General features: G+C 72.7%; 7 protein-coding genes. 5 read left to right on the top strand and 2 right to left on the bottom strand.

What is annotated here, in order from left to right; translation table 11 throughout:
* Positions 1 to 28: 28 nt before the first annotated feature.
* Together SGFS_RS12110 and SGFS_RS12105 are read right to left on the bottom strand one after the other, a co-directional pair.
* A complete protein-coding gene (locus tag SGFS_RS12110) occupies positions 29 to 922 on the bottom strand; it encodes an ABC transporter permease (RefSeq protein ID WP_286249861.1) in 894 nt (297 codons plus the stop codon).
* Positions 919 to 1881: an ABC transporter ATP-binding protein gene (locus tag SGFS_RS12105; RefSeq protein WP_286249859.1), complete on the bottom strand. Its 963-nt coding sequence runs from the start codon at positions 1879 to 1881 to the stop codon at positions 919 to 921. The genes SGFS_RS12110 and SGFS_RS12105 overlap by 4 nt, the downstream gene beginning before the upstream one ends.
* A 140-nt stretch (positions 1882 to 2021) precedes the next feature.
* Here SGFS_RS12105 and SGFS_RS12100 point away from each other — a divergent pair, with 140 nt between their 5' ends.
* From SGFS_RS12100 to SGFS_RS12080, 5 genes are all read left to right on the top strand, one after another.
* Entirely contained in the window at positions 2022 to 3776 is a 1755-nt protein-coding gene (locus SGFS_RS12100) for a fatty acyl-AMP ligase (RefSeq protein ID WP_286249857.1), read from the top strand.
* Positions 3773 to 5464, top strand: coding sequence for an acyl-CoA dehydrogenase (locus SGFS_RS12095; protein ID WP_286249855.1), 1692 nt, complete (start codon positions 3773 to 3775; stop codon positions 5462 to 5464). Before SGFS_RS12100 ends, SGFS_RS12095 begins: the two co-directional genes overlap by 4 nt.
* On the top strand, positions 5461 to 7182 hold the full coding sequence (locus tag SGFS_RS12090) for an acyl-CoA dehydrogenase (protein WP_286249853.1): 1722 nt from the start codon (positions 5461 to 5463) through the stop codon (positions 7180 to 7182). The genes SGFS_RS12095 and SGFS_RS12090 overlap by 4 nt, the downstream gene beginning before the upstream one ends.
* Positions 7183 to 7358: 176 nt before the next feature.
* Positions 7359 to 7643, top strand: coding sequence for an acyl carrier protein (locus tag SGFS_RS12085; RefSeq protein WP_286249851.1), 285 nt, complete (start codon positions 7359 to 7361; stop codon positions 7641 to 7643).
* A 2-nt stretch (positions 7644 to 7645) separates the two neighbouring features.
* Complete coding sequence (locus SGFS_RS12080) at positions 7646 to 24007, top strand: non-ribosomal peptide synthetase (RefSeq protein WP_286249849.1); 16362 nt, start codon at positions 7646 to 7648, stop codon at positions 24005 to 24007.
* Positions 24008 to 24042 lie beyond the last annotated feature (35 nt).

Below are 24042 nucleotides of genomic sequence, written 5' to 3'. Positions count from 1 at the left end.
GGGGCACCGCACTCGGTCCTGGCCGTGGTCAGCGGCTCGTGCGGGTGCGGTAACGCCATGTCGAGAGGGAGGTGAAGACGGCGATGAGCAGCACCGAGCAGCCCACGGTGTACAGCTCCGGGTGATGGGTGGGCCAGGCGTGCTGTGCGGCGAAGCCCGGCGGGGGCGGGTTGCCGAAGAGCCCGCGCAGGGCGTTCGCGAGCGAGGTGATGGGGTTCCAGGCAGCCACGGTGGACAGCGGGCCGGGGAGGGTCGCGCCGGAGACGAACCCGGAGGAGATGAACGTCGCCGGGAACAGCCAGATCACCCCGAGGCTCCCGGCCACCTGGGAGTTCGGCGAGATGAGGGCGACGAAGACGCCGATCCACGACATCGCGAAGGAGAACAGCAGCACCAGCAGGATGCCGGCGGCCACTTCGACGGGGCCGGTGTGTATGCGCCAGCCCATCAGCAGACCGCATGTGGTGGTGACGGCGAGGCTGGCCACGCAGGTCGTGAGGTCGGAGGTCGTCCGGCCCAGCAGCAGGGCCACCCGGGAGATCGGCAGCGTACGGAAGCGGTCGACCATGCCCTGGTCCAGGTCCCTGGAGAGCCCGACCGTGGTGAAGGTGGTGGTGAAGGCCACGGTCTGGGCGATCAGCCCGGCGAACATGTACGAGCGGTAGGTTGTGCCGCCCAGGCTGTTGCCGAAGATGTACCCGATGAGCAGGGCGTACACGACCGGCTCGACCAGGCACGAGACGAGCACTCCCGGAGTGCGCCGCAGGTGCAGCAGGTTGCGCAGGGCGAGGTCCGTGCTTTCCGTGATGACACGGAGCACCGGATCGCGGCGGGCGCGGGTCGGGACCACGGGCGAGGGGAGGCCGGTGGCGAGTGCGCCGTACGGGGCGCCGGTCCGCTTGACGTCGGTGGGCGCGGTCATCGCGTCGCCTCCCGGCGGGCGCGGCCGGTCAGGCCGAGGAACACGTCGTCGAGGGTGCGGCGGCTGAGCCCGATCTCCAGTACCTCGACATCCTCGTCCGCCAGCTCGGTGAGGGCACGGCTCAGAGCGGCCCGGCCGTCGGCGGCGGCCACCTCCACCCGCCGGGCGCGGCGGTCCACCGTCACAGGCGCGCCGGTGGCCCGTGCGGCGGCGCGTGCCGCCGCGTCGAGCTGGTGGTCCTCGGCGACACACAGGACGAGCCGGTCTCCGGCGGCTGCCTTCAGTTCGTCGCTGGTGCCCTCCGCCACCACCTGGCCCCGGTCGATCACGGTGATCCGGTCGGCGAGACGGTCCGCCTCCTCCAGGTACTGGGTCGTCAGCAGGATCGTCGTACCACCGGCGACCAGCTCACCGACCGCGTCCCAGGTGTCGAGCCTGCTCTCGGGATCGAGTCCGGTGGTCGGCTCGTCCAGGACTATCAGGGGCGGGGAGCCGACGAGGGCGGCGGCCAGGTCCAGCCGTCGGCGCATACCGCCGGAGTAGGCGCCGGCCGGGCGCCCCGCCACGGTGGTGAGCCGGAACCGATCCAGCAGATCGGCGGCGACACGGCGGGCCGTACGGCGGCCCACACCGCGCAGTTTCGCGATGAGGTACAGATTCTCGAATCCGGTCAAAATCCCGTCGACCGTCGAGTACTGGCCCGCCATTCCGATGCTGGAGCGTACCTGCTCCGGTTCTTCCGCCACATTCCAGCCATTCACGAAGGCGTGTCCGGAGTCGGGCCTGAGGAGCGTCGTCAGAATCTTCACCAGAGTGGTTTTACCGGCGCCGTTCGGCCCCAGCAGGCCCATGACCTCGCCTGCTTTTACCTCCAGGTCGACACCTCGTAACGCATGGTTTGCCCGATATTTCTTGTGGAGACCGTCGATGACGATGGTCGACGTGGCTGGCGTATGCACGGATCCGTTCTACGCCTTGCCTCCGACCCTGGTCGATCATGGAAGCGTCAAGGTTTCTTGTGCGTTCGATGGCCTTGCTTTAGGTTTGCTTGAAGCTTTCACTACGGGTTCGGGAACCAAGATCACGTACGGTTCCTGTTGTGCCAGAATTACTCACGACGCTGAGGGAACAGGCAGCGCGTAATCCGCAGCAGCCTGCTGTGACCTTCGTTTCCGAATTCAGTGAGATCAGCTGCACGGTGCGCAGTCGTGCGGAACTCGATCAGCATTCACGGCGTATCGCATCCTGGCTCCAGGAGAGATTCTCCCCAGGAGAGCGGGTGCTTCTCCTCTATTCTCCGGGGATCGAATTCACGACCGCCTTCTCCGCCTGCGTCTACGCCGGCGTCATCGCCGTGCCCGCCCCGCTGCCGGGCCGCTACCGGCACGAGCGCCGCAGACTCGCCGCCATCGCCCGCGACGCGGGGGTGAATGTCGTCCTGACCCAGCAGAGCGATCTGCCGGACGTGGCGAAGTGGGTCGCCGAGGAGGGCATCGTCGGGGTGGTCTGCCACACGACCGACGCCGGTGACGGAGACCCGGACGCCTGGACCGCTCCCGAGGTGTCGCCCGACACCCTGGCACTGCTCCAGTACACCTCGGGATCGACCGGCGACCCCAAGGGCGTCATGGTCACCCACGGCAATCTGGTCGCCAACGTCGAGCGGATGGTGGACGCGTTCGGGAACGACAGCGGCACGACGTACGGCGGCTGGATCCCCCTATACCACGACATGGGGCTGATCGGCCTGATGCTGCCCGGCCTCCTGTCCGGCAACGGGTACGTCCAGATGGACCCCATGTCCTTCCTGCGCCGCCCGTACCACTGGCTGCGGATGCTGGACGCCTGTGACGTCGGATTCACCGCCGCGCCCGACTTCGGCTACGAACTGTGTGTCCGGCGGGTCACCGACGAACAGCTCGCCACCCTCGACCTGTCCCGGGTCAAGGCCGCCGACGGCTCGGAACCGGTCCGCGCCGACGTGGTCACCGCCTTCACCGAGAGGTTCGCCGCCGCGGGACTGCGGCCCGACGCGCTCATACCCGTGTACGGCCTGGCCGAGGCGACTCTGATGGCCTCGGCCACCACCGGGCGGGCACCCCTGCGTACCACCGTCGACGCCTCGGCGCTGGAGAACCGTGTGCTGCGGCCGGCCGAGGGCACGGAACCGTCCCGTGTGCTCGTCGGATGCGGGGCGCCGACCGGGTCCGACGTGCTGATCGTCGACCCCGACACCGGGGAGGCCCAGCCCGACGGCCGCATCGGCGAGATCTGGCTCAGCGGCCCGTGCGTCACCGCGGGCTACTGGGAGAACGAGCGGGCCACCGACGCCACGTTCCGGGCACACACCGACGACGGACGCGGGCCGTTCCTGCGCACGGGTGACCTCGGCGGTCTGCTCGACGGTGACGTCTACATCACGGGCCGGTGCAAGGACGTCCTCATCCTGCACGGGCGCAATCTGCACCCTGCGGACATCGAGTACGAACTGCGTTGCCAGCACGAAGAGTTGGGGGGCATGCACGGGGCCGTCTTCATGGTCGGGGACGACGACGGGCCGGACACCGCTCCTGCGATCGTCGCCGTCCACGAGATCCGCGCGCACTGGGGTGCCGAGCGGCTGAGCGAGATCGCCGTCGACATGAAGCAGACCGTGGCCCGGGAGTTCGGCGTCCCCGTCGCGGCGGTCGCCCTGGTGCGGCCCGGCGGCGTCCGGCGGACCACGAGCGGCAAGGTGCAGCGCTCGGCGATGCGCGCCCTCTACCTCGCCGGAGAACTGGACACCCTCCACCTCGGCGAGGACCAGCTGCTCACCGCGGCCCTGGCCGAACACCGGCGGGTGACCGCGCGATGACCACCACGGCCGACCTGGAGACCCTGCTCGCCGCCCACGAGAGCGACGCCTTCTCGCCCGACGCGCTCGCCGGGCTCGACACCCTGGAGGAGTTCCCCGGCAGCGCTGTCCGCCTCCTCGACGACGCGGGGATGCCCGCCCACTACGTCCTGTCCCCTGACGGCGACTTCAGCGAGACGGTACAGCTGCTGCGCACGGTCGCCCGCCGTGATCTGACCGTGGCCATCGCGCACGGCAAGACGTTCCTGGGGACCGCCCCGGTATGGGTGGCCGGCACCCCGGAGCAGGCCGCCCGGCTCGCCGAGCGCGTACGCGGCGGCGAGGCCGTCTGCTGGGGGCTGACCGAGCGTGACCATGGCGCAGACCTGCTCGCGAGCGAGTTCGCCGCGGTGGCCGAGACGGACGCGCGTGTGGACGCAGACGCAGACGCGGACGCGGTGGGTGGCGGCTGGCGGCTCACCGGCGAGAAGTGGCTCATCAACAACGCCACCCGCTCCACCCTCGCCTGCGTCCTGGCCCGCACCGACCCGGCGGGCGGCGGACGCGGCTTCAGCCTCTTCCTCGTGGACAAGCGCCGGCTGCCCGAGGGCGCCTGGCGGAACCTGCCGAAGGTCCGTACGCACGGCATCCGCGGCGCCGACATCAGCGGCTTCGCCCTCGACGGGGCCCCAGTGCCCGCCGACGCCCTCGTCGGCGAGGAGGGCGACGGGATCCCGGTGGTCCTCAAGGCGCTCCAGCTCACCCGCGTCGCGTGCACGGCGCTCTCCCTCGGCGCCGCCGACCACGCCCTGCGGCTGGCCCGGGACTTCGCCACCGGACGCGAACTGTACGGCCGCCGTCTCGCCGACGTCCCGCACGTACGCCGCATCCTCGGCCGGGCGGCCGCCGCCGCGCTGACCGCCGAGGCGGTGAGTGCGCTCTCCGCCCGCTCGGTGCACACCCTGCCCGGGGAACTGAGCACGATATCGGCGCTCACCAAGGCGTACGTCCCGACACTGACCCAGGAGACGCTCGGCTCGCTCGGCGAACTGCTGGGCGTACGCGGTTTTCTCACCTCGCCGCCCGGCGGCGGTTTCGCCAAGCTGGAACGCGACCACCGCATCTGCGCGATCTTCGACGGCAGCACGGTCGTCAACCGCGCGGCACTCCTCAACCAGATGCCGCGCCTGGCACGCCAGTTGAGCCGCGACCGGGCCGACACCGAAGGCCTGCGGGCCGCCGCCGACCTCACCGCGCCCCTGCCCCCGTTCGACCGCGACCGGCTGACGCTGCTGTCCGTCACGGGATGCAGCGCCGTACAGACGCTGCCGGACACGGCGGCACGCATGGAGGAGGAAGGGCCATCGGAGGCGGGCCCGCTCATGGCCCGGATACTCGCCGAACTCGCCCTGCTGGAGCGGGATTCGGCGGACTTCGTGCCGATGACGGGCGGACTGCCCAGCACGGCCTTCGGCCTTGCCGAGCGCTACGAGCGCGCCTACGCCGCTGCCGCCTGCCTGTTGCTGTGGCTGGAGAACCCGCCGCTGCGCACGGGACGGCTCGGCACCGACGGTCTGTGGCTGCGGGCCTGCCTGACCTCCCTGACCTCCCTGCTCGGCGAGGACGACAGTGACGTGTTCGGCGCGCTGGCCGACGTCGTACTCGACACGCCCGCACGGGAGTTCACCCTGTGGGGAGGTGCCGTATGACCGACACGACCGGCCTCGCACCCAAGCGCGCCGACGAACTGGAGCGCTTGCTCGGCAGCCTCTCCGATCCGGCCAATCCCACCGGTGCGACCGCGATCCTCGCCGCCGACGAGCGTGCGGAGATGCTCTCCGCCGGAGAGTCACTGCTGGACTCCTACGGGCTGAACGCCGAGTTCGTACCCCCCTGGCTGGGCGGCCGGCTGGAGCGGGCCGACCACCTCGCCGAGGTCATGCGTGCGCTCTACCGACGCGACCCCGCGCTCGGTCTCGGCTACGGGGCCAGCTCTCTCATCGCCGGAGTCACCCTGTGGACCGCGGGCGACGAACAGCAGACCGGGCATGCCGCCCGGCTGCTCCTGGACGGCCGGCGTATCGCCATCGCCTTCCACGAACTGGCCCACGGCAACGACATGGCGGGCACGGAATTCACCGCCGCCGCCGCGACTGCCGAGGCCGACGGCCTGCTGCGGCTGAGCGGCCGCAAGGAGGTCGTCACCAACATCGCGCGCGCCGACGCCATGGTGGTCCTCGCGCGTACCGATCCCCGGCCCGGTCCGCGCAGCCACTCCCTGGTCCTCGTCGACCGCGCGAATGCCGACCCCGCGCGCCTGACCGATCTACCGCGCTTCGGTACCGTCGGGATGCGGGGAGTCCAGCTCGGCGGCCTGCGCTTCGACGAACTGCCCGTGCCCGCCTCCGCGGTCCTCGGCCCGCGGGGCTCCGGCCTGGAGACCGCGCTGAAGGCGCTCCAGATCACCCGCACGGTCCTGCCCGCGATGGCCAGCGGCATCCTCGACACCGGACTGCGCATCAGTGTGGACCACCTGACACGGCGTCGGCTCTATGGCGGCCCGGCCACCGCCCTCCCGCACGTCCGTTCGGTGCTGGCCGGTGTCTTCGCCGACCTGCTGCGTGCCGAGGCGCTCGGCGCGGTCGGCGCCCGTGCGCTGCACGTGGTGCCCGGCTCGGCGAGCGTGTACGCCTCCGCGGTCAAGTTCGAGGTGTCCCGGCTGCTGCTGGAGGCCATGGACCGGCTCGCGGAACTCCTCGGCGCCCACTTCTATCTGCGCGAGGGCCCGACCGCGCTGTTCCAGAAGCTGCTGCGCGACCTCGCTCCCGTCGGCTTCGGGCACATCGCGCGGGCCGCCTGTCAGATGAGCCTGCTGCCCCAGCTGCCCCTGCTGGCCCGCCGCACCTGGGCCCGCCCCGGCACCGAGGCGCCGGACGACCTGTTCGCGCTCGCCGAGCCGCTGCCGCCCCTGCGGTACGACCGGCTGGCCCTGCACGCCGCGGGCCGCGACCCGGTCATGGGCTCCCTCCACGCCCTGGCCGACGCGCCCTGGGCACCCGAGCACGACGACCTACGCGCGATGCTCCGGGGCGACCACGCCGAACTGGCGGAACTGGCTGCCGTGTGCGGACAGTTGTCGCCGGTGGAACTCGGTGTCGACGCCCGCCCCGAGCACTACGACCTGGTCACCCGGTATGTGCGCGTCCTGTCCCGCACCGCCTGCGCGCAGGTGTGGCGGCACGCCAGGCCGGAGAGCTTCCTGGCCGACCCCGCCTGGCTGCGCGCGGCCCTGTGCCGCTCGGCGCCGGGCCCGCACCGGCCGGGCCCACTGCCCGCCCAGGTCGAGGACACGCTCTTCGCCGAACTCCTGGACCGCCGGGACACCGGTCGCTCCTTCGGCCTGACCGGGAGACCGCTCGCCGTGTGAGAACCGGCCGGCGACACCGCCAGAGGTTCGCCCACCATCCGAAAGCCGTACGCCGTAGGCCGTCGGACAACCCTCACCCGTGACGGGCGGCGCCCGTCCGACGAGCATCCGACCCCGCCGCTGCTCCGCGCTCCGGCCTCCTTTCTCTCCCTCCGCTCAAGAAAGAGAACCCCCCCATGACCGCTGGCAACCGAGACGTGCACACCTGGTTGACGGAGCGCGTGGCGACCTACCTGCGCCGTTCGCCGGAAGACATCGACACGACCGTCCCGCTGGCCGACTACGGCCTGGACTCGCTGACGGCGCTGGCCATCACCGCCGACATCGAGGACGAGTTCGAGGTGACCGTCGACGACGCGCTGACCTGGGACCACCCGACGGTCGACGCGCTGGGCACGGTCCTGTCCGAGCTGGTCGGCGGGCAGCCGGCAGCGGCACCGGCGAGCGAGAAGCAGGTCTGACCATGAACGACGCCGCCTCGACGAACCCGGGCCTGCCGCTCTCGGCGGCCCAGCACGGCGTGTGGGTCGCCCAGCGCCTCGCCCCCGACAGCCCCATGTACACCTGCGGCATCTACTACGACGTCCCCGCACAGGTGGACCGCGCCCTGCTCGCCCATGCCGTGGAGCGGGCCGTGGCCGAGACCGAGGCGCTGCGGGTCCGCTTCCACGACGACGGGGAGACGGTCCGGCAGACGGTCGACCCGTCCGTCACCGGGGAGTTGGAGTACGTCGACCTGAGCGGCGAGGCTGATCCGGCCGAGGCCGCCCGGGCCTGGATCGACGCCGACCAGGCCAGGCCCGTCCCGGTCATGGGCGACCGGTTGTTCCGGCACACCCTGCTGCGGCTCGGCCCCGACCGGCACTGGTTCCACTTCCGCTACCACCACATCCTCCTCGACGGCTACGGCCAGGTCATGCACTGCCGCCGCCTGCTGGAGGTCTACACGGCCCTCGCGGCGGGCGAGCAGCCGCCCGCGAGCGGCTTCGGCACCCTCAGCGAGGTCCTGGCCGAGGAGAACGCCCACCTCGGCTCCGCCCGACACGAGCGCGACGGCGCCTACTGGCAGCGGGAGTTCGCCGACCTGCCCGAGTCCACCGAGCTGGGCTCCGGAGCCACGGGACTCGCGCCCAGCCTGCCCGGCGCGAATCTCCGGCTGCCCGAGGAGACCGCGCTGCGTGTGCGCGGTCTCACCGGGTCCCGCTGGTCCCTGCCGGTGATCGCCGCCATGGCCGCGCACACCCACCGTGTCACCGGCGCCCACGACGTCCTCGTCCGCGTCTTCATGGCCGCCCGGCTCAGTCCGCAGGCCCTGGCGACGCCCGCCATGCTCGTCAACGACATCCCGCTGCGGATCCGCGTCGACGGCTCCACCACGTTCGCCGAACTGCTGGACCGCGTCGCCGCCCGTCTGGCCGAGGCGAGCCGCCACCAGCGCTACCCGCACGACGAGTTGCGCCGCGATCTCTCGGCCTCGGCCCACCCGGGCACCCTGAGCGGCCCGTCCGTGAACGTCCTCTCCTTCGCCGCCGCCCGCCTGCCGTTCGGCCCCGCCGAAGCCGAGGCGCATCAGCTGGCCTCCGGCCCGGTCCGCGACCTCGCCCTGCACGCGTTCGGCGACCCCGAGGCGGGCGACGGCATCGAGCTGACCGTCAACGCCCACCCCGGCCGCTTCACCCCCGAGACGGCCGCTGCCCACCGCGACCGCTACACCCGCCTCCTCACCGCCGCCACCGAGCACCCCGACCTGCCCATCGGCGCCCTCGACCTGCTCGACGACACGGAGCGGGAGCGCTTCCACGCCCGCAACGACACCGGGCACGCGACCGACCCGCGCTCACTGGTGGACCTCTTCGAGGCCCAGGACCCGGCCGCCGAGGCCGTCGCCTTCGAGGGCGAGCGGCTGACGTACGGCGAACTCAACGCCCGGGTGAACCGTCTCGCGCACGCCCTGCGCGGGCGGGGCGTGGGACCGGAGTCGCGGGTGGCCGTGAAGCTGCCCCGCTCGCTCGACCTGGTCGTCGCGCTGTGGGCGGTGCTGAAGACCGGCGCCGCGTACGTGCCCGTCGACACCGGCTACCCGGCCGACCGCGTCGCGTACATCGTCGCCGACTCCCGCGTGACGTTCGTGCTCGACGAGGACAGCGTGCGCTCCCTCGGCGAGGGCGAGCCCGACACGAACCCCGGCGTCGCCCTGCGGGGGGACAACGCCGCGTACGTCATCCACACCTCGGGCACCACCGGCCGCCCCAAGGGCACCGTCGTCACCCATGCCGGCATCAGCAACATGCTCGCCTGGATGCAGGACGAGTACCGGCTCACCCCGGCGGACCGGGTCGTGCACAAGACGCCCGTCGGCTTCGACGTGTCGGTGTGGGAGGTGTTCTGGACCCTCACCCGGGGCGCGACCCTCGTCGTCGCCCGCCCCGACGGTCACCGCGACCCGGCCTATCTGGCCCGGCTGGTCCGAGACGAGCACGTCACCGTCATCCACTTCGTCCCGGCCATGCTCGGTCCCTTCCTCGACGAGTACATACCGACCGCCTCCCTGCGCATGGTCAGCTGCGGCGGCGAGGCGCTGCCCGCCGGGCTCGCCGACCGCTTCCACCGCGAGTGCGGCGCCCAGCTGCACAACTCCTACGGCCCCACCGAGTTCTCGGTGACCGCCACCTCCCACGCCTGCGCGCCCGGCGAGCCCGTCACCATCGGCACGCCCACCCACAACTCCCGCGCCTACGTACTCGACCCGGCCCTGCGGCCGGTACCGGACGGCGTCACCGGCGAGCTGTACCTCGCGGGCGTCCAGCTCGCGCGCGGTTACCTGGACCGGCCCGCGCAGACCGCCGAGCGGTTCGTCGCCGACCCCCACGGCCCGGCCGGCACCCGTATGTACCGCACCGGCGACATGGTGCGCCGCCGCGCCGACGGCGCCCTGGAGTTCGTCGGACGCGCCGACGACCAGATCAAGATCAACGGTCAGCGCGTAGAACCCGCCGAGGTCGAGACCGTCCTGGCGTCGGTGCCCGGCGTCGAACAGGCCGTGGTCCTCGTCCACGACTCCGCCACGGGCGCCCGGCAACTCGTCGGCTACGTCACCGGCACCCCGGAGACCGACCCCCGGGCCCACCTCGCGGAACGGCTGCCCGCCCACATGGTGCCGGTGACCGTGTTCGTCCTGCCGTCGATCCCGGTGACCCCCAACGGCAAGGTCGACCGCCGAGCCCTGCCCGCCCCGGCCCGGCCGGTGAGCGGACGCGCCCCCGCGACCGCCACCGAGCGCACCCTGCACACCCTCGCCGCCGCACTCCTCGGCCGCCCCGAACTGGGCGTGGACGACGACCTGTTCGCCCTCGGCGCGGACAGCATCCACACCATCCAGCTCGTCAGCCGCGCCCGCCGCCAGGGCCTCCACCTCACTCCCCAGGACGTCTTCGACCACCCGACGGTCGCGCGGCTCGCCCTCGTGGCCACGACGGCACCGACGGCCCCGCAGGAAGAGGACGACCCGGTCGGGGAACTCCCCGACACCCCGATGGCCCGCCGCCTCGCCGAACGCGGCGGACCCACCGCCGGCTACGCCCAGTCCCTCCTCCTCGCCACCGGGCCCGAACTGTCGTACGACCGGCTGACCGCCGCCCTGCAGCAGGTGCTCGACCGCCACGACGCCCTGCGCATGCGCGGCCGGCACATCCGGCCCGTCGGCGCCGTACGGGCCGAGGACTGCCTGACCCGCGCCCGGGACGAGGACGTGGCCGGGCAGAAGGAGGCCGCACGCCGCGCGCTGTCGCCGGACGACGGTGCGATGGTGCGGGCGGTGTGGTTCGAGTCCGGTCGACTGCTGCTCGTACTCCACCACCTGGTCGTCGACGGCGTGTCCTGGCGCATCCTGCTGACCGACCTCGCCGAGGCGCTCGCGGGAGCCGAACTGTCCCCGCCCGGGACCTCGCTGCGCCGCTGGGCCGGACACCTCCGTGCTTCCGTCGACGAACTCCCGCTGTGGACCGACCTGTTGTCCACCCCGGAACCCGTCCTCGGCACCCGGCCCCTCGACCCGGCCCGGGACTGCCACGGCACCGCCCGCTCGGTCACCGTCACCGTCCCGGCCGACCTCACCGCCACCCTGCTGGCCACCCTGCCCGCCGCCTACCGGGCCACCCCGGACGACATCCTGCTCGCCGCGCTCTCGGCGGCCGTACAACGCCACCGGGGCGAAGGACCGGTCCTGGTCGACCTGGAGGGCCACGGCCGCGACCGCCTCCCGGAAGGGATGGACCTGTCCACCACCGTCGGCTGGTTCACCCGTATCCACCCGGTGCGCCTGGGCCCCGGCACCGAGACCGGCGCCCACCTGATCAAGCGCACCAAGGAGGAGCTGCGCGCGATCCCGCACGGCGGCCGCGGCCACGCCCTGCTGCGCGACCGGCTCACGGGGCTGTCCACGCCCCAGATCGCCTTCAACTACCTGGGCCGCCTGGACGCGACCGACCTCGGCGGCTGGCACCTCGCCGACGGCGAGGCCGCCGTGGAACTCCTCGCCGACGACGGCCTCGCGCTCACCCACACCCTCCAGATCGACGCCCACGTCCGCGACGGCGAGCTGACCGCAGAGTGGACCTACCCCGCCGGTGTCCTCACGGAGACCGACGTACGCGCCCTCGCCGAGGCGTGGACGGGAGCCCTGGCCGAACTGGCCGCGCACACACGAGGCGGACTCACCGCCTCCGACGTGCCCCTCGTCCGGATCACCCAGGAGGAACTGGACAGGTTCCGCGGCGCCACGGACGTCCTGCCCCTCTCCCCGCTCCAGGAGGGCCTCCTCTTCCTCGCCCTGTACGAGCCCGACGACCCCTATGTCGGCCAGCTCGTCCTCGACATCGACGGCGGCTTCGACCGCGACCGGATGAAGGCCGCCGCGGCGGCGCTGCTACACCGGCACCCGAACCTGCGCGCCGGCTTCCGCACCCGCCCGACGGGCGCCCCCGTCCAGGTCGTTCCCGCCGATGTGAAGGTGGCGTGGAAGGAAGAGCGGGAGGGGACCGGCCTGGAGGAGTTCCTCGCCCGGGACCGCGCCCGCGGCTTCAGCGTCGTGAGGCCGCCGCTGATCCGGTTCACCGCGCTCGGCGACCGTCTCGTCGTCACCCACCACCACCTGCTGGTGGACGGCTGGTCGCTGCCGCTGCTGGTGCGCGAGCTGTTCACCCTGTACGGCGGCGGCGAGCTGCCCCCGGCCCCCGCCTACCGCGACTACCTGGCCTGGCTCGCCGAGCAGGACCTGGACGCCTCGGCCGAGGCGGTGCGGGAGCGGCTCGCCGGCCTGGCCGCACCCACCCTGATCGCCCCCGCCGGGCACACCCCCGAGGGATACGGCTCCCACGAGGTCGTCCTGCCCGACGCGCTGACCGACGCGGTGACCTCCGTGGCCCGCGCGCACGGGCTCACCCTCAACACCGTCTTCCAGGGCCTGTGGGCGCTGCTGCTGGGCGGGCTGACCGGACGGGACGACGTCGTGTTCGGCGCGACCCTCTCCGGCCGCCCGCCCGAGCTGCCCGGCGTGGAGTCGACGATCGGGCCGTTCATCAACACCCTCCCGGCCCGGGTCCGGATCGAGCGGGACGAGCCGCTGGCGGCGCTGCTGGCCCGGTTGCAGCGGGAGCAGCAGGCGCTGCGGCCGCACCAGCACGCCTCCTTGGCGAAGGTCACCCGCTCGTCCGGCTTCGAGTCGCTGTTCGACACCATCATCTTCTTCGAGAACTACCCGACGACCGACGGCATCGAGGCCGGCGGGCTGTGCCTGGCCCACGCCGACCTCGTCGAGCGCACCCACTACACCGTCAGCCTGTACGTCTTCCCCGGCGAGCGGCTGCGGCTGCTGTGGGGCTACCGCAGCAGCGTCCTCGGCCCGGAGGCCATGACACGGCTCGCGGACCGCCTGACCGAGCTGCTCGGCGAGGCGGTGGCCGGACTCGACGTACCGGTGGGGGAGTTGACCGCCGTGTCCGAGGAGGACCGGCTGCTGATCATGGGCGACCGCGCCACCGATCTGCCCAACGGGCGGGAGATCACCGGGCCGGGACGGGCCGGGGTTCCCCGCACGCCGCAGGAGGAGATCCTGTGCGGCATCGTCGCCGAGGTCCTCGGGGTCGAGGAGGTCGGTGTCGAAGACGAGTTCTTCGCGCTCGGCGGCACGTCGATCCTGATGATCCGACTGGTCCACCGCGTGCGCGACGAGTTCGGCGTCGACCTGTCCCTGCGGGATGTGTTCGCCGCCCCGACCGTCGCCGGGGTCGCCGAGCGGCTCTCGGACATCGGTCCGCAGGCCAAGCGCATCACGGCGGACGAGCGGCCGGCCCGCGTCCCGCTGTCGTTCGCGCAGGAGCGCATGTGGTTCCTGCAGCGGCTCCAGAGCGGCTCCGGCTCCTACAACGTACCCATCCAGATCCGGCTGACCGGCCCCCTGGACGCGGACGCGCTCGGCGCCGCGCTCGCCGACCTCGTCGCCCGTCACGAGGCGCTGCGCACGCTCTACCGGGAGGACGACGAGGGCCCGCACCAGGTCGTGCTGCCCCCGGACACGCCCTTCGCCATGGAGGTCGTACGGGACGCCGGCCCCACCCCCGACCTGGCCGTCTCCGCCGGCCGGCCCTTCGACCTGGCCCGTGACCTGCCGATGCGGGCGACGCTCTACCCGACCGGCCCGGACACCCACGTACTGCTCTTCGTGGTGCACCACATCGCCACCGACGGCGCCTCGCTGCGCCCGTTGACCGAGGACCTGTCCGCCGCCTACCGCGCCCGGCTCGGCGGCAGCGCACCCGACTTCCCCGAACTGTCCGTCCAGTACGCGGACTTCGCGGTGTGGCAGCGCGACACCCTGGCCGGGGACCTGCCCCGGCAGATCGACTACTGGAAGCAGAACCTGGACGGACTGCCGCCCGAGGTCACCTTCCCCGGCGACCGGCCGCGCCCGGCGGTGGCCACACACCGTGGCGACCACGTGGAGTTCTCCGTCGCACCGGAGCTCTACCAGCGGGTCCTCGACCTGGCGGGCCGCACCCGCTCCACCCCGTACATGATCCTCCAGGCGGCCGTGTCGACGCTGCTGTCCCGGCTCGGCGCGGGCGAGGACATCCCGCTCGGCGGTATCATCGCCGACCGGCCCGACTCGGTGCTCGACGACGTGGTCGGCGTGTTCATCAACACCCTCGTCTACCGCGTCGACACCTCCGGTGACCCCCGCTTCGAGGATCTGCTGGACCGCGTCCGCGAAACCGGACTGGCCGCCTACGCGCACCAAGGGGTGCCGTTCGAACGCCTGGTGGAGGAGCTGAACCCGGAGCGGTCCCGGTCCCGGGCCGCCTTCTTCCAGGTGATGCTGGCCTGGCTGGACCTCACCGAGGCCCGCATCGACCTGCCCGGCGTCACCGCCGAACCCGGCCCGGTGACCAGCGGTACGTCCAAGTTCGACGTGCACTTCGACTGCCATGTCGAGGGCGACGGGCTGCTGTGCCGCCTGGAGTACACGACGGACCTGTACGACCGGCGCACGGCCGAGAGCTTCGCGGCCCGGTTCGTCCGCGTCCTGGAGTGCGTCACCGCCGACCCGGCGCTGCGGCTCTCCGAGGTCGACGTGCTCGGCGCCGACGACCGCGCCCTGGTGCTCACGGGCTGGAACGACACCGCCGTGGCGTTCGACGGCGAGGGCTCGGCGGTCGAGCTGTTCGAGGCGTGTGCGGCCCGGAACCCCGACGCCGAGGCGGTCCGCTTCGAGGGCGAGGGGGTCACGTACGGCGAGTTCAACGCCCGTGTGAACCGGCTCGCGCACGCCCTGCGCGAGCGGGGCGTCGGACCGGAGTCACGGGTCGCCGTGATGCTGCCGCGCTCGGTCGACCTGATGGTGGCCCTGTGGGCGGTACTGAAGTCGGGCGCCGCGTACGTGCCGATCGACACCGGCTACCCGGCCGACCGGATCGCGTACATCCTCGCCGACTCCGGCGCCCGGCTGCTGATCTCCGACCGGGACGCGGACGGCTTCGAACGGATCGCACCCGACGCCGAGGGGCCCGCGGAGAACCCGGAGGTGACGGCCCACGGCGACAACGCCGCGTACGTCATCTACACCTCCGGCTCCACCGGCCGCCCCAAGGGCACGGTCAACACCTACGCGGGCATGGCGAACCGCCTGTGGTGGATGCAGCGCGACCACCGACTCACCGAGGGCGAGCGGGTGCTGCAGTCCACTCCGGTCAGCTTCGACGTGTCGGTGTGGGAGGTCTTCTGGACCCTCATGTACGGCGGCACCCTCGTCGTGGCCCGGCCCGACGGCCACCGCGACCCGCTCTACCTGGAGCGGCTGATGCGCGAGGAGTCCGTCGCCGTCGTCCACCTCAGCGCGTCCATGCTCGGCGCCTACCTGGCCGAGACCCGGCTGCCGGACTCCGTCCGCCTGGTCGTCTCCGGCGACGAGGCCCTGCCCGCCGAGCTGGTCCGCCGATTCCACGACGACGCGAACGCCGTACTCCTCAACGCCTACGGCCCGACCGAGGCCGCCGTCGACGTCACCGCCTGGGCCGCGCCGGCGGACACCGAGACCGTGCTGATCGGCGGGCCCATCGCCAACACCCGCGCCTACGTACTCGACGCGACGCTGGCGCCGGTCGCCCCCGGCGTGCCCGGCGAGCTGTACGTCGAGGGCGTCCAGCTGGCCCGCGGCTACCTCGACCGGCCCGCGCTGACCGCCGAGCGGTTCGTCGCGAGCCCGTACGGGCCGCCCGGGGCGCGGATGTACCGCACCGGGGACGTGGCGCGCTGGACGGCGGACGGCGAGCTGGAGTACCTCGGGCGCGCCGACAACCAGGTCAAGCTGCGCGGCTTCCGCGTCGAACTCGGCGAGATCGAGGACGCCATGGCCGACCACCCGGCCGTCGCCCAGGCCGCCGCGGCCGTGCACGGGCAGTGGCTCGTGGGGTACGTGGTCCCCGCCGCCCCTGTGGATGTGGACGATCTGCGCGACCGGCTCACAGCCCGCCTGCCCGAGTACATGGTCCCGGCCCAGATCGTCACCCTGGACGTGCTGCCGCTCACCCCGAACGGCAAGCTCGACCGCAAGGCCCTGCCGGTCCCCGACCTCGCGCACACCGCCGGGCGAGGGCCGCGCACCCCGCAGGAGGAGATCCTGTGCGGCCTGTTCGCCGAGGTCCTCCGCGTGCCCGAGGTCTCGATCGACGACGACTTCTTCGCGCTCGGCGGCCACTCCCTGCTGGTGACCCGGCTGGCGAGCCGCATCCGCGCCGCCCTCGACGTCGACATAGAGCTCTCTGTGCTGTTCGAGGCGACGACCGTGGCGAAGCTCGCCTCCCGGCTCACCGGGAGCGGACCGCGCCGCTCCGGCGTCACGGCACAGCCGCGCGAGGGGCGCCTGCCGCTGTCGTACGCCCAGGAACGGCTGTGGTTCCTGCACCGCTTCGAGGGACCGTCCCCGACGTACAACCTGCCCGTCGCGCTGCGGCTGACCGGTGACCTCGACGTGGCCGCGCTCACCGCCGCCCTGGACGACCTGGCGGGGCGGCACGAGGCACTGCGTACGGTCTTCGCCGAGGACGGGAGCGGCCCCTACCAGGTGGTCCTGCCCTCCGTGCCGCCGCTGAGCATCCTCCGTACCGACGAGGACGCTCTCGACGAGCGGCTCGCCGAGGCCGTCCGCACCCCGTTCGACCTCACCGCCCAACCCCCGCTCCGCGCCACCCTGTTCGACCTCGGCGCGGGCGAGCACGTACTGCTCCTCGTCCTGCACCACATCGCCGGCGACGGCGCCTCCATGGCCCCGCTCGCCCGCGACCTCGCCACCGCGTACGCGGCCCGGACCAGGGGAGCGGAGCCCGACTGGGCTCAACTGCCCCTCCAATACGCCGACTTCGCGGTCTGGCAGCGGCAGGAGCTAGGCGAGACCGACAACCCGGACAGTGCTCTCTCCCGGCAGCTCGACCACTGGCGCACCACGCTCACCGGGCTCCCCGAGCAGATGGAGCTGCCCTTCGACCGGCCCCGGCCCGCCGTGCCCACCCACCGCGGTGACACGGTGCCCTTCGCGGTCGAGCCCGAGGTCCACGAGGCCCTGGTCCGGCTCGCCCGTGAGCACCACACGACCGTCTTCATGGTCGTGCACGCCGCCCTGGCCACCCTGCTGCACCGGCTCGGCGCGGGCGACGACATCGTGATCGGCTCACCGGTCGCGGGCCGCACCGACGACGCCCTGACCCCCCTGATCGGCTACTTCGCCAACAACCTCGTGCTGCGCACCGATCTGACCGGCGACCCCGACTTCACCGAGGTGCTGCGCCGGGTGCGGGCCGCCGACCTGGCCGCCTACGCCCACCAGGACGTGCCGTTCGAGCGGGTCGTGGAGGCGGTCAACCCGGCCCGCTCCACCGCCCGGCACCCGCTGTTCCAGACCGGCCTGAACTTCAACAACGCCGACCAGCAGGCGGCCCTCGACCTCGCCGTCGACCTGCCCGGCCTCACGGCACGCGTGCAGCGGGTCGCGTCCCCTGCCGCCAAGTTCGACCTGTCGTTCTTCCTCACCGAGCGGCCCGAGGGCGGGGTGCACGGGATCCTGGAGTTCGCCACCGACCTGTTCGACCGTGACTCGGCCGCCCGCATCGCCGAGCGCTTCACCCGTCTGCTCACCGCCGTCATCGCCGAACCCGGCCGCCCGGTACGGGAGTTCGACGTCGTGGACGCCGACGAGCGACGGCTCCTGCTCACTGAGTGGAACACCACCGGCCATGAGGTGCCTGCACAGACACTCACCGACCTGATCGAGGCCCAGGCCGCCCGCACCCCGGACGAGGCCGCCGTCGTCTTCGGCACCACGGAGCTGTCGTACGCCGAACTCGACGCCCGTGCCAACCGGTTGGCCCGGCACCTGATCGACCTGGGAGCCGGTCCGGAGCGCTACGTCGCCGTGCTGATGCCGGTCTCCGAGGACATCCCGGTGACCCTGCTGGCCGCTCTGAAGACGGGCGCCGGCTATCTGCCACTGGACCCGGCGCACCCGGCCGACCGGCTCGCCTTCATGCTGGCGGACATCGCGCCGGTAGCCGTGGTCACCACGGCCGAACTCGCCGCGACCGTCGGCTCGTTGACGGAAGCACCCGTCGTGCTGACGGACGATCCCGCGATCGCGGAACGGCCGTCCGGCCCGCTCACCGCAGTGATCCGGCGGCCCGAGCACGCCGCGTTCGTCATCTTCACCTCGGGCTCCACCGGACGGCCCAAGGCGGTCGTCGTCGAACACCGCTCGCTGGTCGCCTATCTGGCCTGGGCCACCCACGAGTACGAGAGCCTGCGCCGACGCGTCCTGGTGCACTCGCCGGTCTCCTTCGACCTCACCGCGACCGGCATGTTCGGCCCGCTGATCTCCGGCGGCACCGTGGAACTGGTCCGCTGGACCGCGAGCGGCCCCGACCCGGACGCGGCCGTCACCCAACCCGACTTCGTCAAGGCCACCCCCAGCCATCTGCACCTGCTGGGCGTGGTGCCCGAGGAGTACTCGCCCGGCGGACAGCTCGTCCTCGGCGGCGAGTCCCTCCTCGGAGACGTGCTGGACGCCTGGCGTACCCGGCACCCCGGGGTGACCGTCCTCAACGAGTACGGCCCCACCGAGACCACCATCGGCTGCAGCCTGTTCCGCATCGACCCCGGCGACCCCGTCCCGCCCGGCGTCATCACCATCGGCACGCCCGCCTGGAACACCCAGATGTACGTGCTGGACGCACTGCTGCGCCCGGCACCCGTCGGCACCGCCGGCGAACTGTACGTCGCCGGCGACCTCGTCACCCGCGGCTACCACGGCCGACCCGGTCTGACCGCCGGACGCTTCGTCGCGAGCCCCTTCGGCCCGCCCGGATCCAGGATGTACCGCACGGGTGACCTGGCCCGCTGGACGGCCGCCGGGCGGCTGGAGTTCGTCAGCCGCGTTGACGACCAGGTGAAGATCCGCGGCTTCCGTATCGAACTCGGCGAGGTGGAGGCCGTCCTCACGGCCCAGCCGGGCATCGACGCCGCCGCCGTGGTCGTCCGCGAGGACACCCCCGGCGACAAGCGCCTCGTCGCGTATGTGGTGCCGGAGCAGGGGCACCCGGCGGACCGGGCCGCCCTGCGCGCCGCAGCGGCGCGGGCCCTGCCCGACTACATGGTCCCGGCCGCGTTCGTCGTGCTGGACACCCTGCCGCTGACCGCCAACGGCAAGATCGCCCGCAAGGCGCTGCCCGCTCCCGACCTCACCGCCGAGGGCTCGGGCAGGCCGCCCGCCGAGGGCATGGAGCGGCGGGTCGCCGACGTGTTCGCCGAGGTCCTGGGCGTGCCCGAGGTGGGTGCCGACGACGACTTCTTCCGCCTCGGCGGCCACTCCCTGCTCGTCGCCCGGCTGGTCAACCGGATCCGCACCGACCTCGGAGCGGAGCTGTCCATCCGGGAGGCCTTCGAGCACGCGACCGTCGCCGGACTCGCGGAACTGCTGTCGGGCCGCCCGACGCAGACCTCCTTCCGGCCCCCGCTCGTCCGGCGCGAACGCCCCGAGCGGGTGCCCCTGTCGGCGGCACAGCGACGGATGTGGTTCCTCGACCGGCTCGAGGGCCCGTCGCAGACGTACACCATCCCCGTCGTCCTGCGGATGACCGGCACCCTCGACCGGGACGCCCTGCGCGACGCCTTCGGCGACCTGGTGCGGCGCCACGAAGTACTGCGCACGGTCATCGCCGAGGGCCCCCAGGGGCCGCACCAGGTCGTCGTCGACACGGAGCCGCGCTTCGCGATCCGGTCGTGCGACCCGGCCGACTTCGACGCGGGGGTGGCGGACGCCGCCCGGATGCCGTTCTCCCTGGACCACCAACCACCCGTCCGAGCCGTGCTGTTCACCGACGGAGAGCGGGAACACGTCCTGCTGCTGCTCCTGCACCACATCGCGGGCGACGGCACGTCCATGCGGCCCCTCGCCGAGGACCTCTCCACGGCCTACGCCGCCCGCCTCGCCGGCCGCGCCCCCGACTGGGCTCCGCTGCCCCTCCAGTACGCCGACTACGCCCTGTGGGAGCGGGAACTGCCCGCCGACCGGCTCGACTTCTGGACGAGGGAGCTGGCCGGCATCCCCGACCAGACCGAGCTGCCCGCCGACCGGCCCCGGCCCGCCGTCGCGTCCCAGCGCGGTGGCACGGTGCCCTTCACGGTGCCGGCCGGACTGCGCGGCCGGGTCGACGCGCTCGGCCGGGACCGGGGCGCCAGCGCCTTCATGGTGCTGCACGCCACGCTCGTCACCCTGCTGAACCGGCTGGGCGCCGGCGACGACATCGTGATCGGAACGCCCGTGGAAGGCCGCCCGGACACCGCGCTCGAAGACCTCGTCGGGCTCTTCGCCAACACCCTCGTGCTGCGTGCCGACACCTCCGGCGACCCCACCTTCGAGGAACTGCTCGACCGGGTGCGAGCGGCGGACGTGGCGGCGTACGACCACACCGACGTGCCGTTCGAGCAACTGGTCGAGGCCCTCAACCCGGCGCGCTCACGCGCCCGGCACCCCCTGTTCCAGGCCATGCTGACCGCCAATCAGGAGGCGATCGCCCCCACGCTGCCCGGACTTGAGGTGACCTTCGGGGACGTGCACGGCGACCACGCCAAGTTCGACCTGTCCCTGACGCTCACCGAGAGCGCCGAGGGCGGCTGGTCCGGACAGGTCGAGTACGCCTCGGACCTGTTCGACCGAGCCACCGCCGAGAGCGTCGCCACCCGCTATCTGCGCCTGCTGGAGGAGGTGACCGCAGACCCGGCGCGTCCCCTGCACGCCCTGCCCCTGCTCACCCCCGCCGAACGCGACGACGTGCTCGTCCGGCGGGGCGGCACCGCCCGGCAGCTGCCGCAGATGTCGTTGCCCGAGATGTTCGAGGCACAGGCGGCGCGCACCCCGCACGCCGTGGCCGTCGTTGCGGAGGGAAGGGATGGTGCGGACGGTACGGAGTTCTCGGACGGTACGAAGCTGACGTACGAGGAGCTGAACCGCCGCGCCAACCGGCTGGCCCGGCACCTGATCACGCTCGGCGCCGGACCGGAGACCGTCGTCGCCGTGGTCCTGCCGCGCCGCCCGGAGGTGATCGTGGCACTGCTCGCGGTCCTGAAGACCGGGGCCGCCTACCTGCCGATCGACCCGGCCAACCCGCAGGCGCGGATCGACGCGCTGGTCGCCGACGCGGGCGCGCGGATCGTGCTCGACGAGGAGACCTCCCCGGCCGCCCTGGACCATCTCCCCGACAGCGACCTGGGCCTGCCCGTCCACCCCCACCACGCCGCCTACCTGATCTACACCTCCGGATCGACCGGCCGCCCGAAGGGAGTGGTCGTCGAACACGGTTCGCTCGCCGCCTATCTCACGGAGGCCGCGGCGATGTACCCGGCCGCCTCGGGCGAGTCCCTGGTCCACACCTCCCTCGCCTTCGACATGCCGGTGACCACGCTGTTCACGCCGCTGATCACGGGCGGCCGGGTGCGGTTCGGGGAACTGGACGAGGACACACCCACCCCCGACCTGCTCAAGGTCACCCCGAGCCATCTACGGCTGCTGGAGTCGCTGCCCGACCGCGTCAGCGACACCCGCAACCTGGTCATCGGCGGCGAGGCCCTCGACGGCACCGCCCTCCAGGCGTGGCGCGAGCGGCACCCCAAGGCGGTGGTGATCAACGAGTACGGCCCGACCGAGGCGACCGTCGGCTGCGTCGTCCACCGGCTCGAACCGGACGACGACCTCGGCGCGGGACCGGTGCCCATCGGCCGCCCCATCGCGGGCGCGCGCGTCTACGTGCTCGACGACCACCTCCAGCCCGTCCCCGACGGGGTGTGGGGCGAGCTGTACCTCGCCGGCACCGGCCTCGCCCGCGGCTACGCCGGTCGGCCCGGCCAGAGCGCCGAACGCTTCGTCGCCGACCCGTACGGCCCGCCCGGCACCCGCATGTACCGGGTGGGCGACCGGGCCCGCTGGAACCGCGCCGGGGTGCTGGAGTACGCCGGACGCGTCGACGACCAGGTCAAGATCCGGGGCTACCGGATCGAGCCCGGCGAGATCGAGACCGCGCTGACCGCGCTCGACGGGGTGGCCCGAGCCGCCGTGATCGCCCGCGAGGACCGTCCGGGCGACCAGCGGCTGGTGGCGTACTTCGTCGCCGAAACACCGCTGGTGGCCGAGGAGTTGAAGGCCCGGCTCGCCACCGTCCTCCCTGCCCACCTCGTACCGTCCGCGTTCGTCGAGGTCGACGCGATCCCGCTGAACGCCAACGGCAAGCTCGACCGCAGGGCACTGCCCGCCCCGCCGGACACCGCCGCCGGTACCGGCCGGGCGCCGCGGACCGAACGGGAGGCCCTGCTGTGCGGGCTGTTCGCCGAGGTGCTGGGGGTGCCCGAGGTCTCCGCCGACGACGACTTCTTCGCGCTGGGCGGTCACTCCCTGCTCGCCGTCCGTCTGGCCGGCCGGATCGGTGAGACGCTGGCGGTCCGCTTCAGCCTGTCGGCGCTTCTCGAAGCACCGACCCCGGCGGGACTGGCCAGCCACCTCACGGAGGGCGGCCCACACGCTTCGTCGTGGGTGCCGGACTCGGAAGCCGAGCTGAGTCCCGCCCTGCGCTTCACGTCCGGCACATCCCCCGTCGGCCCACCCGAGGTGCCGCATGCCGACCCGCATGCCGGTGGTCCTCAGGAGGTTCTGCTGACCGGGGCCACGGGGTTCGTCGGAGCCTTCCTCCTGGCCGAGCTGCTGCACCGGACATCGGCGCGGGTGCACTGCCTCGTCCGTGCGCGGACCGACGCCGAGGCGGGCGAGCGGCTGACCGGGGCCCTGCGGCGCTACGGCATCGACCTCGGGCCGACGCCGGACGATCCGCGGCTGAACGTCGTCCGGGGGGACCTGGCGGCAGTGGACCTCGGCCTCGAACCCGCGGACTGGGCGAGGCTGCGCGAGCGGGTCGACACGATCGTCCACAGCGGCGCACAGGTCCATCACCTCTCCCCGTACACCCGGCTGAAACCGGCCAACGTGGAGGGCACCCGGACCCTGCTGCGCCTGGCCGCCGAAGGCCGGCCGAAAGCGTTTCACCACCTCTCCACCCTCGGTGTGTTCGGGCTCGGCCAGGACTCCCGGCTGGTCACGGAGGATTCACCGATCGACGGAGAGAAACACCCGTTCGGAAACGGGTACGTGGCGAGCAAATGGGTCGCGGACCGGCTCGTGGAGCGTGCCTTCGAGCGGGGGGCCGTCGGCGGCATCCACCGGCTCGGCCGCATCTGGGCGCATACCTCGACCGGTGCCGTCAGCCCGGACGACATGTTCTCCCGACTGCTCACCAGTTGCGCCGCGCTCGGCTGCCATCCGGTCGGACCGGATCTGGAGGAAACGCTGCTCCCCGTCGATGTCCTGGCTCGCGCCGTCGCCGGGCTGATCCTGACCGGGACGGGAACCGCCCGTGTGCACCACCTCCACCACCCGCGCAGGGTCGGAGCCGGTGTCTTCATGAGCGGCTACGACCGGATGCGCGGAACGGTCTCCGAAGCGGTCCCGCTCACCGTGTGGCTGCACCGCCTGCGGCGCGCGAGCGAACGGGGACAGGATCTGCCGATCCTGCCCTACCAGGCGTATCTCGAAGAGCACGCGAGGAACGCTCCGGAACCACAGCGGCCGACCCTGGAGTTCGAGAACGACAGGACGCTTCAGCGCCTGCGGGATCTGGCGGTCGCGATCCCGGACATCGACGAGGCCGCGATCTCCCGCTACTGGGACTTCGTCGAACGGTGAGGCGAGCCGCGCGGACCGGCCTCGGTGGCCCGGCT

Source organism: Streptomyces graminofaciens (genome assembly GCF_030294945.1).
In the GTDB taxonomy this organism is placed as follows: domain Bacteria; phylum Actinomycetota; class Actinomycetes; order Streptomycetales; family Streptomycetaceae; genus Streptomyces; species Streptomyces graminofaciens.
This window is presented reverse-complemented; position numbering and strand designations above follow the sequence as displayed.

Coding starts and splice junctions, on each gene's coding strand:
- SGFS_RS12110 (WP_286249861.1), bottom strand. CDS start 922: ATGACCGCGCCCACCGACGTCAAGCGGACCGGCGCCCCGTACGGCGCA.
- SGFS_RS12085 (WP_286249851.1), top strand. CDS start 7,359: ATGACCGCTGGCAACCGAGACGTGCACACCTGGTTGACGGAGCGCGTG.
- SGFS_RS12095 (WP_286249855.1), top strand. CDS start 3,773: ATGACCACCACGGCCGACCTGGAGACCCTGCTCGCCGCCCACGAGAGC.
- SGFS_RS12080 (WP_286249849.1), top strand. CDS start 7,646: ATGAACGACGCCGCCTCGACGAACCCGGGCCTGCCGCTCTCGGCGGCC.
- SGFS_RS12090 (WP_286249853.1), top strand. CDS start 5,461: ATGACCGACACGACCGGCCTCGCACCCAAGCGCGCCGACGAACTGGAG.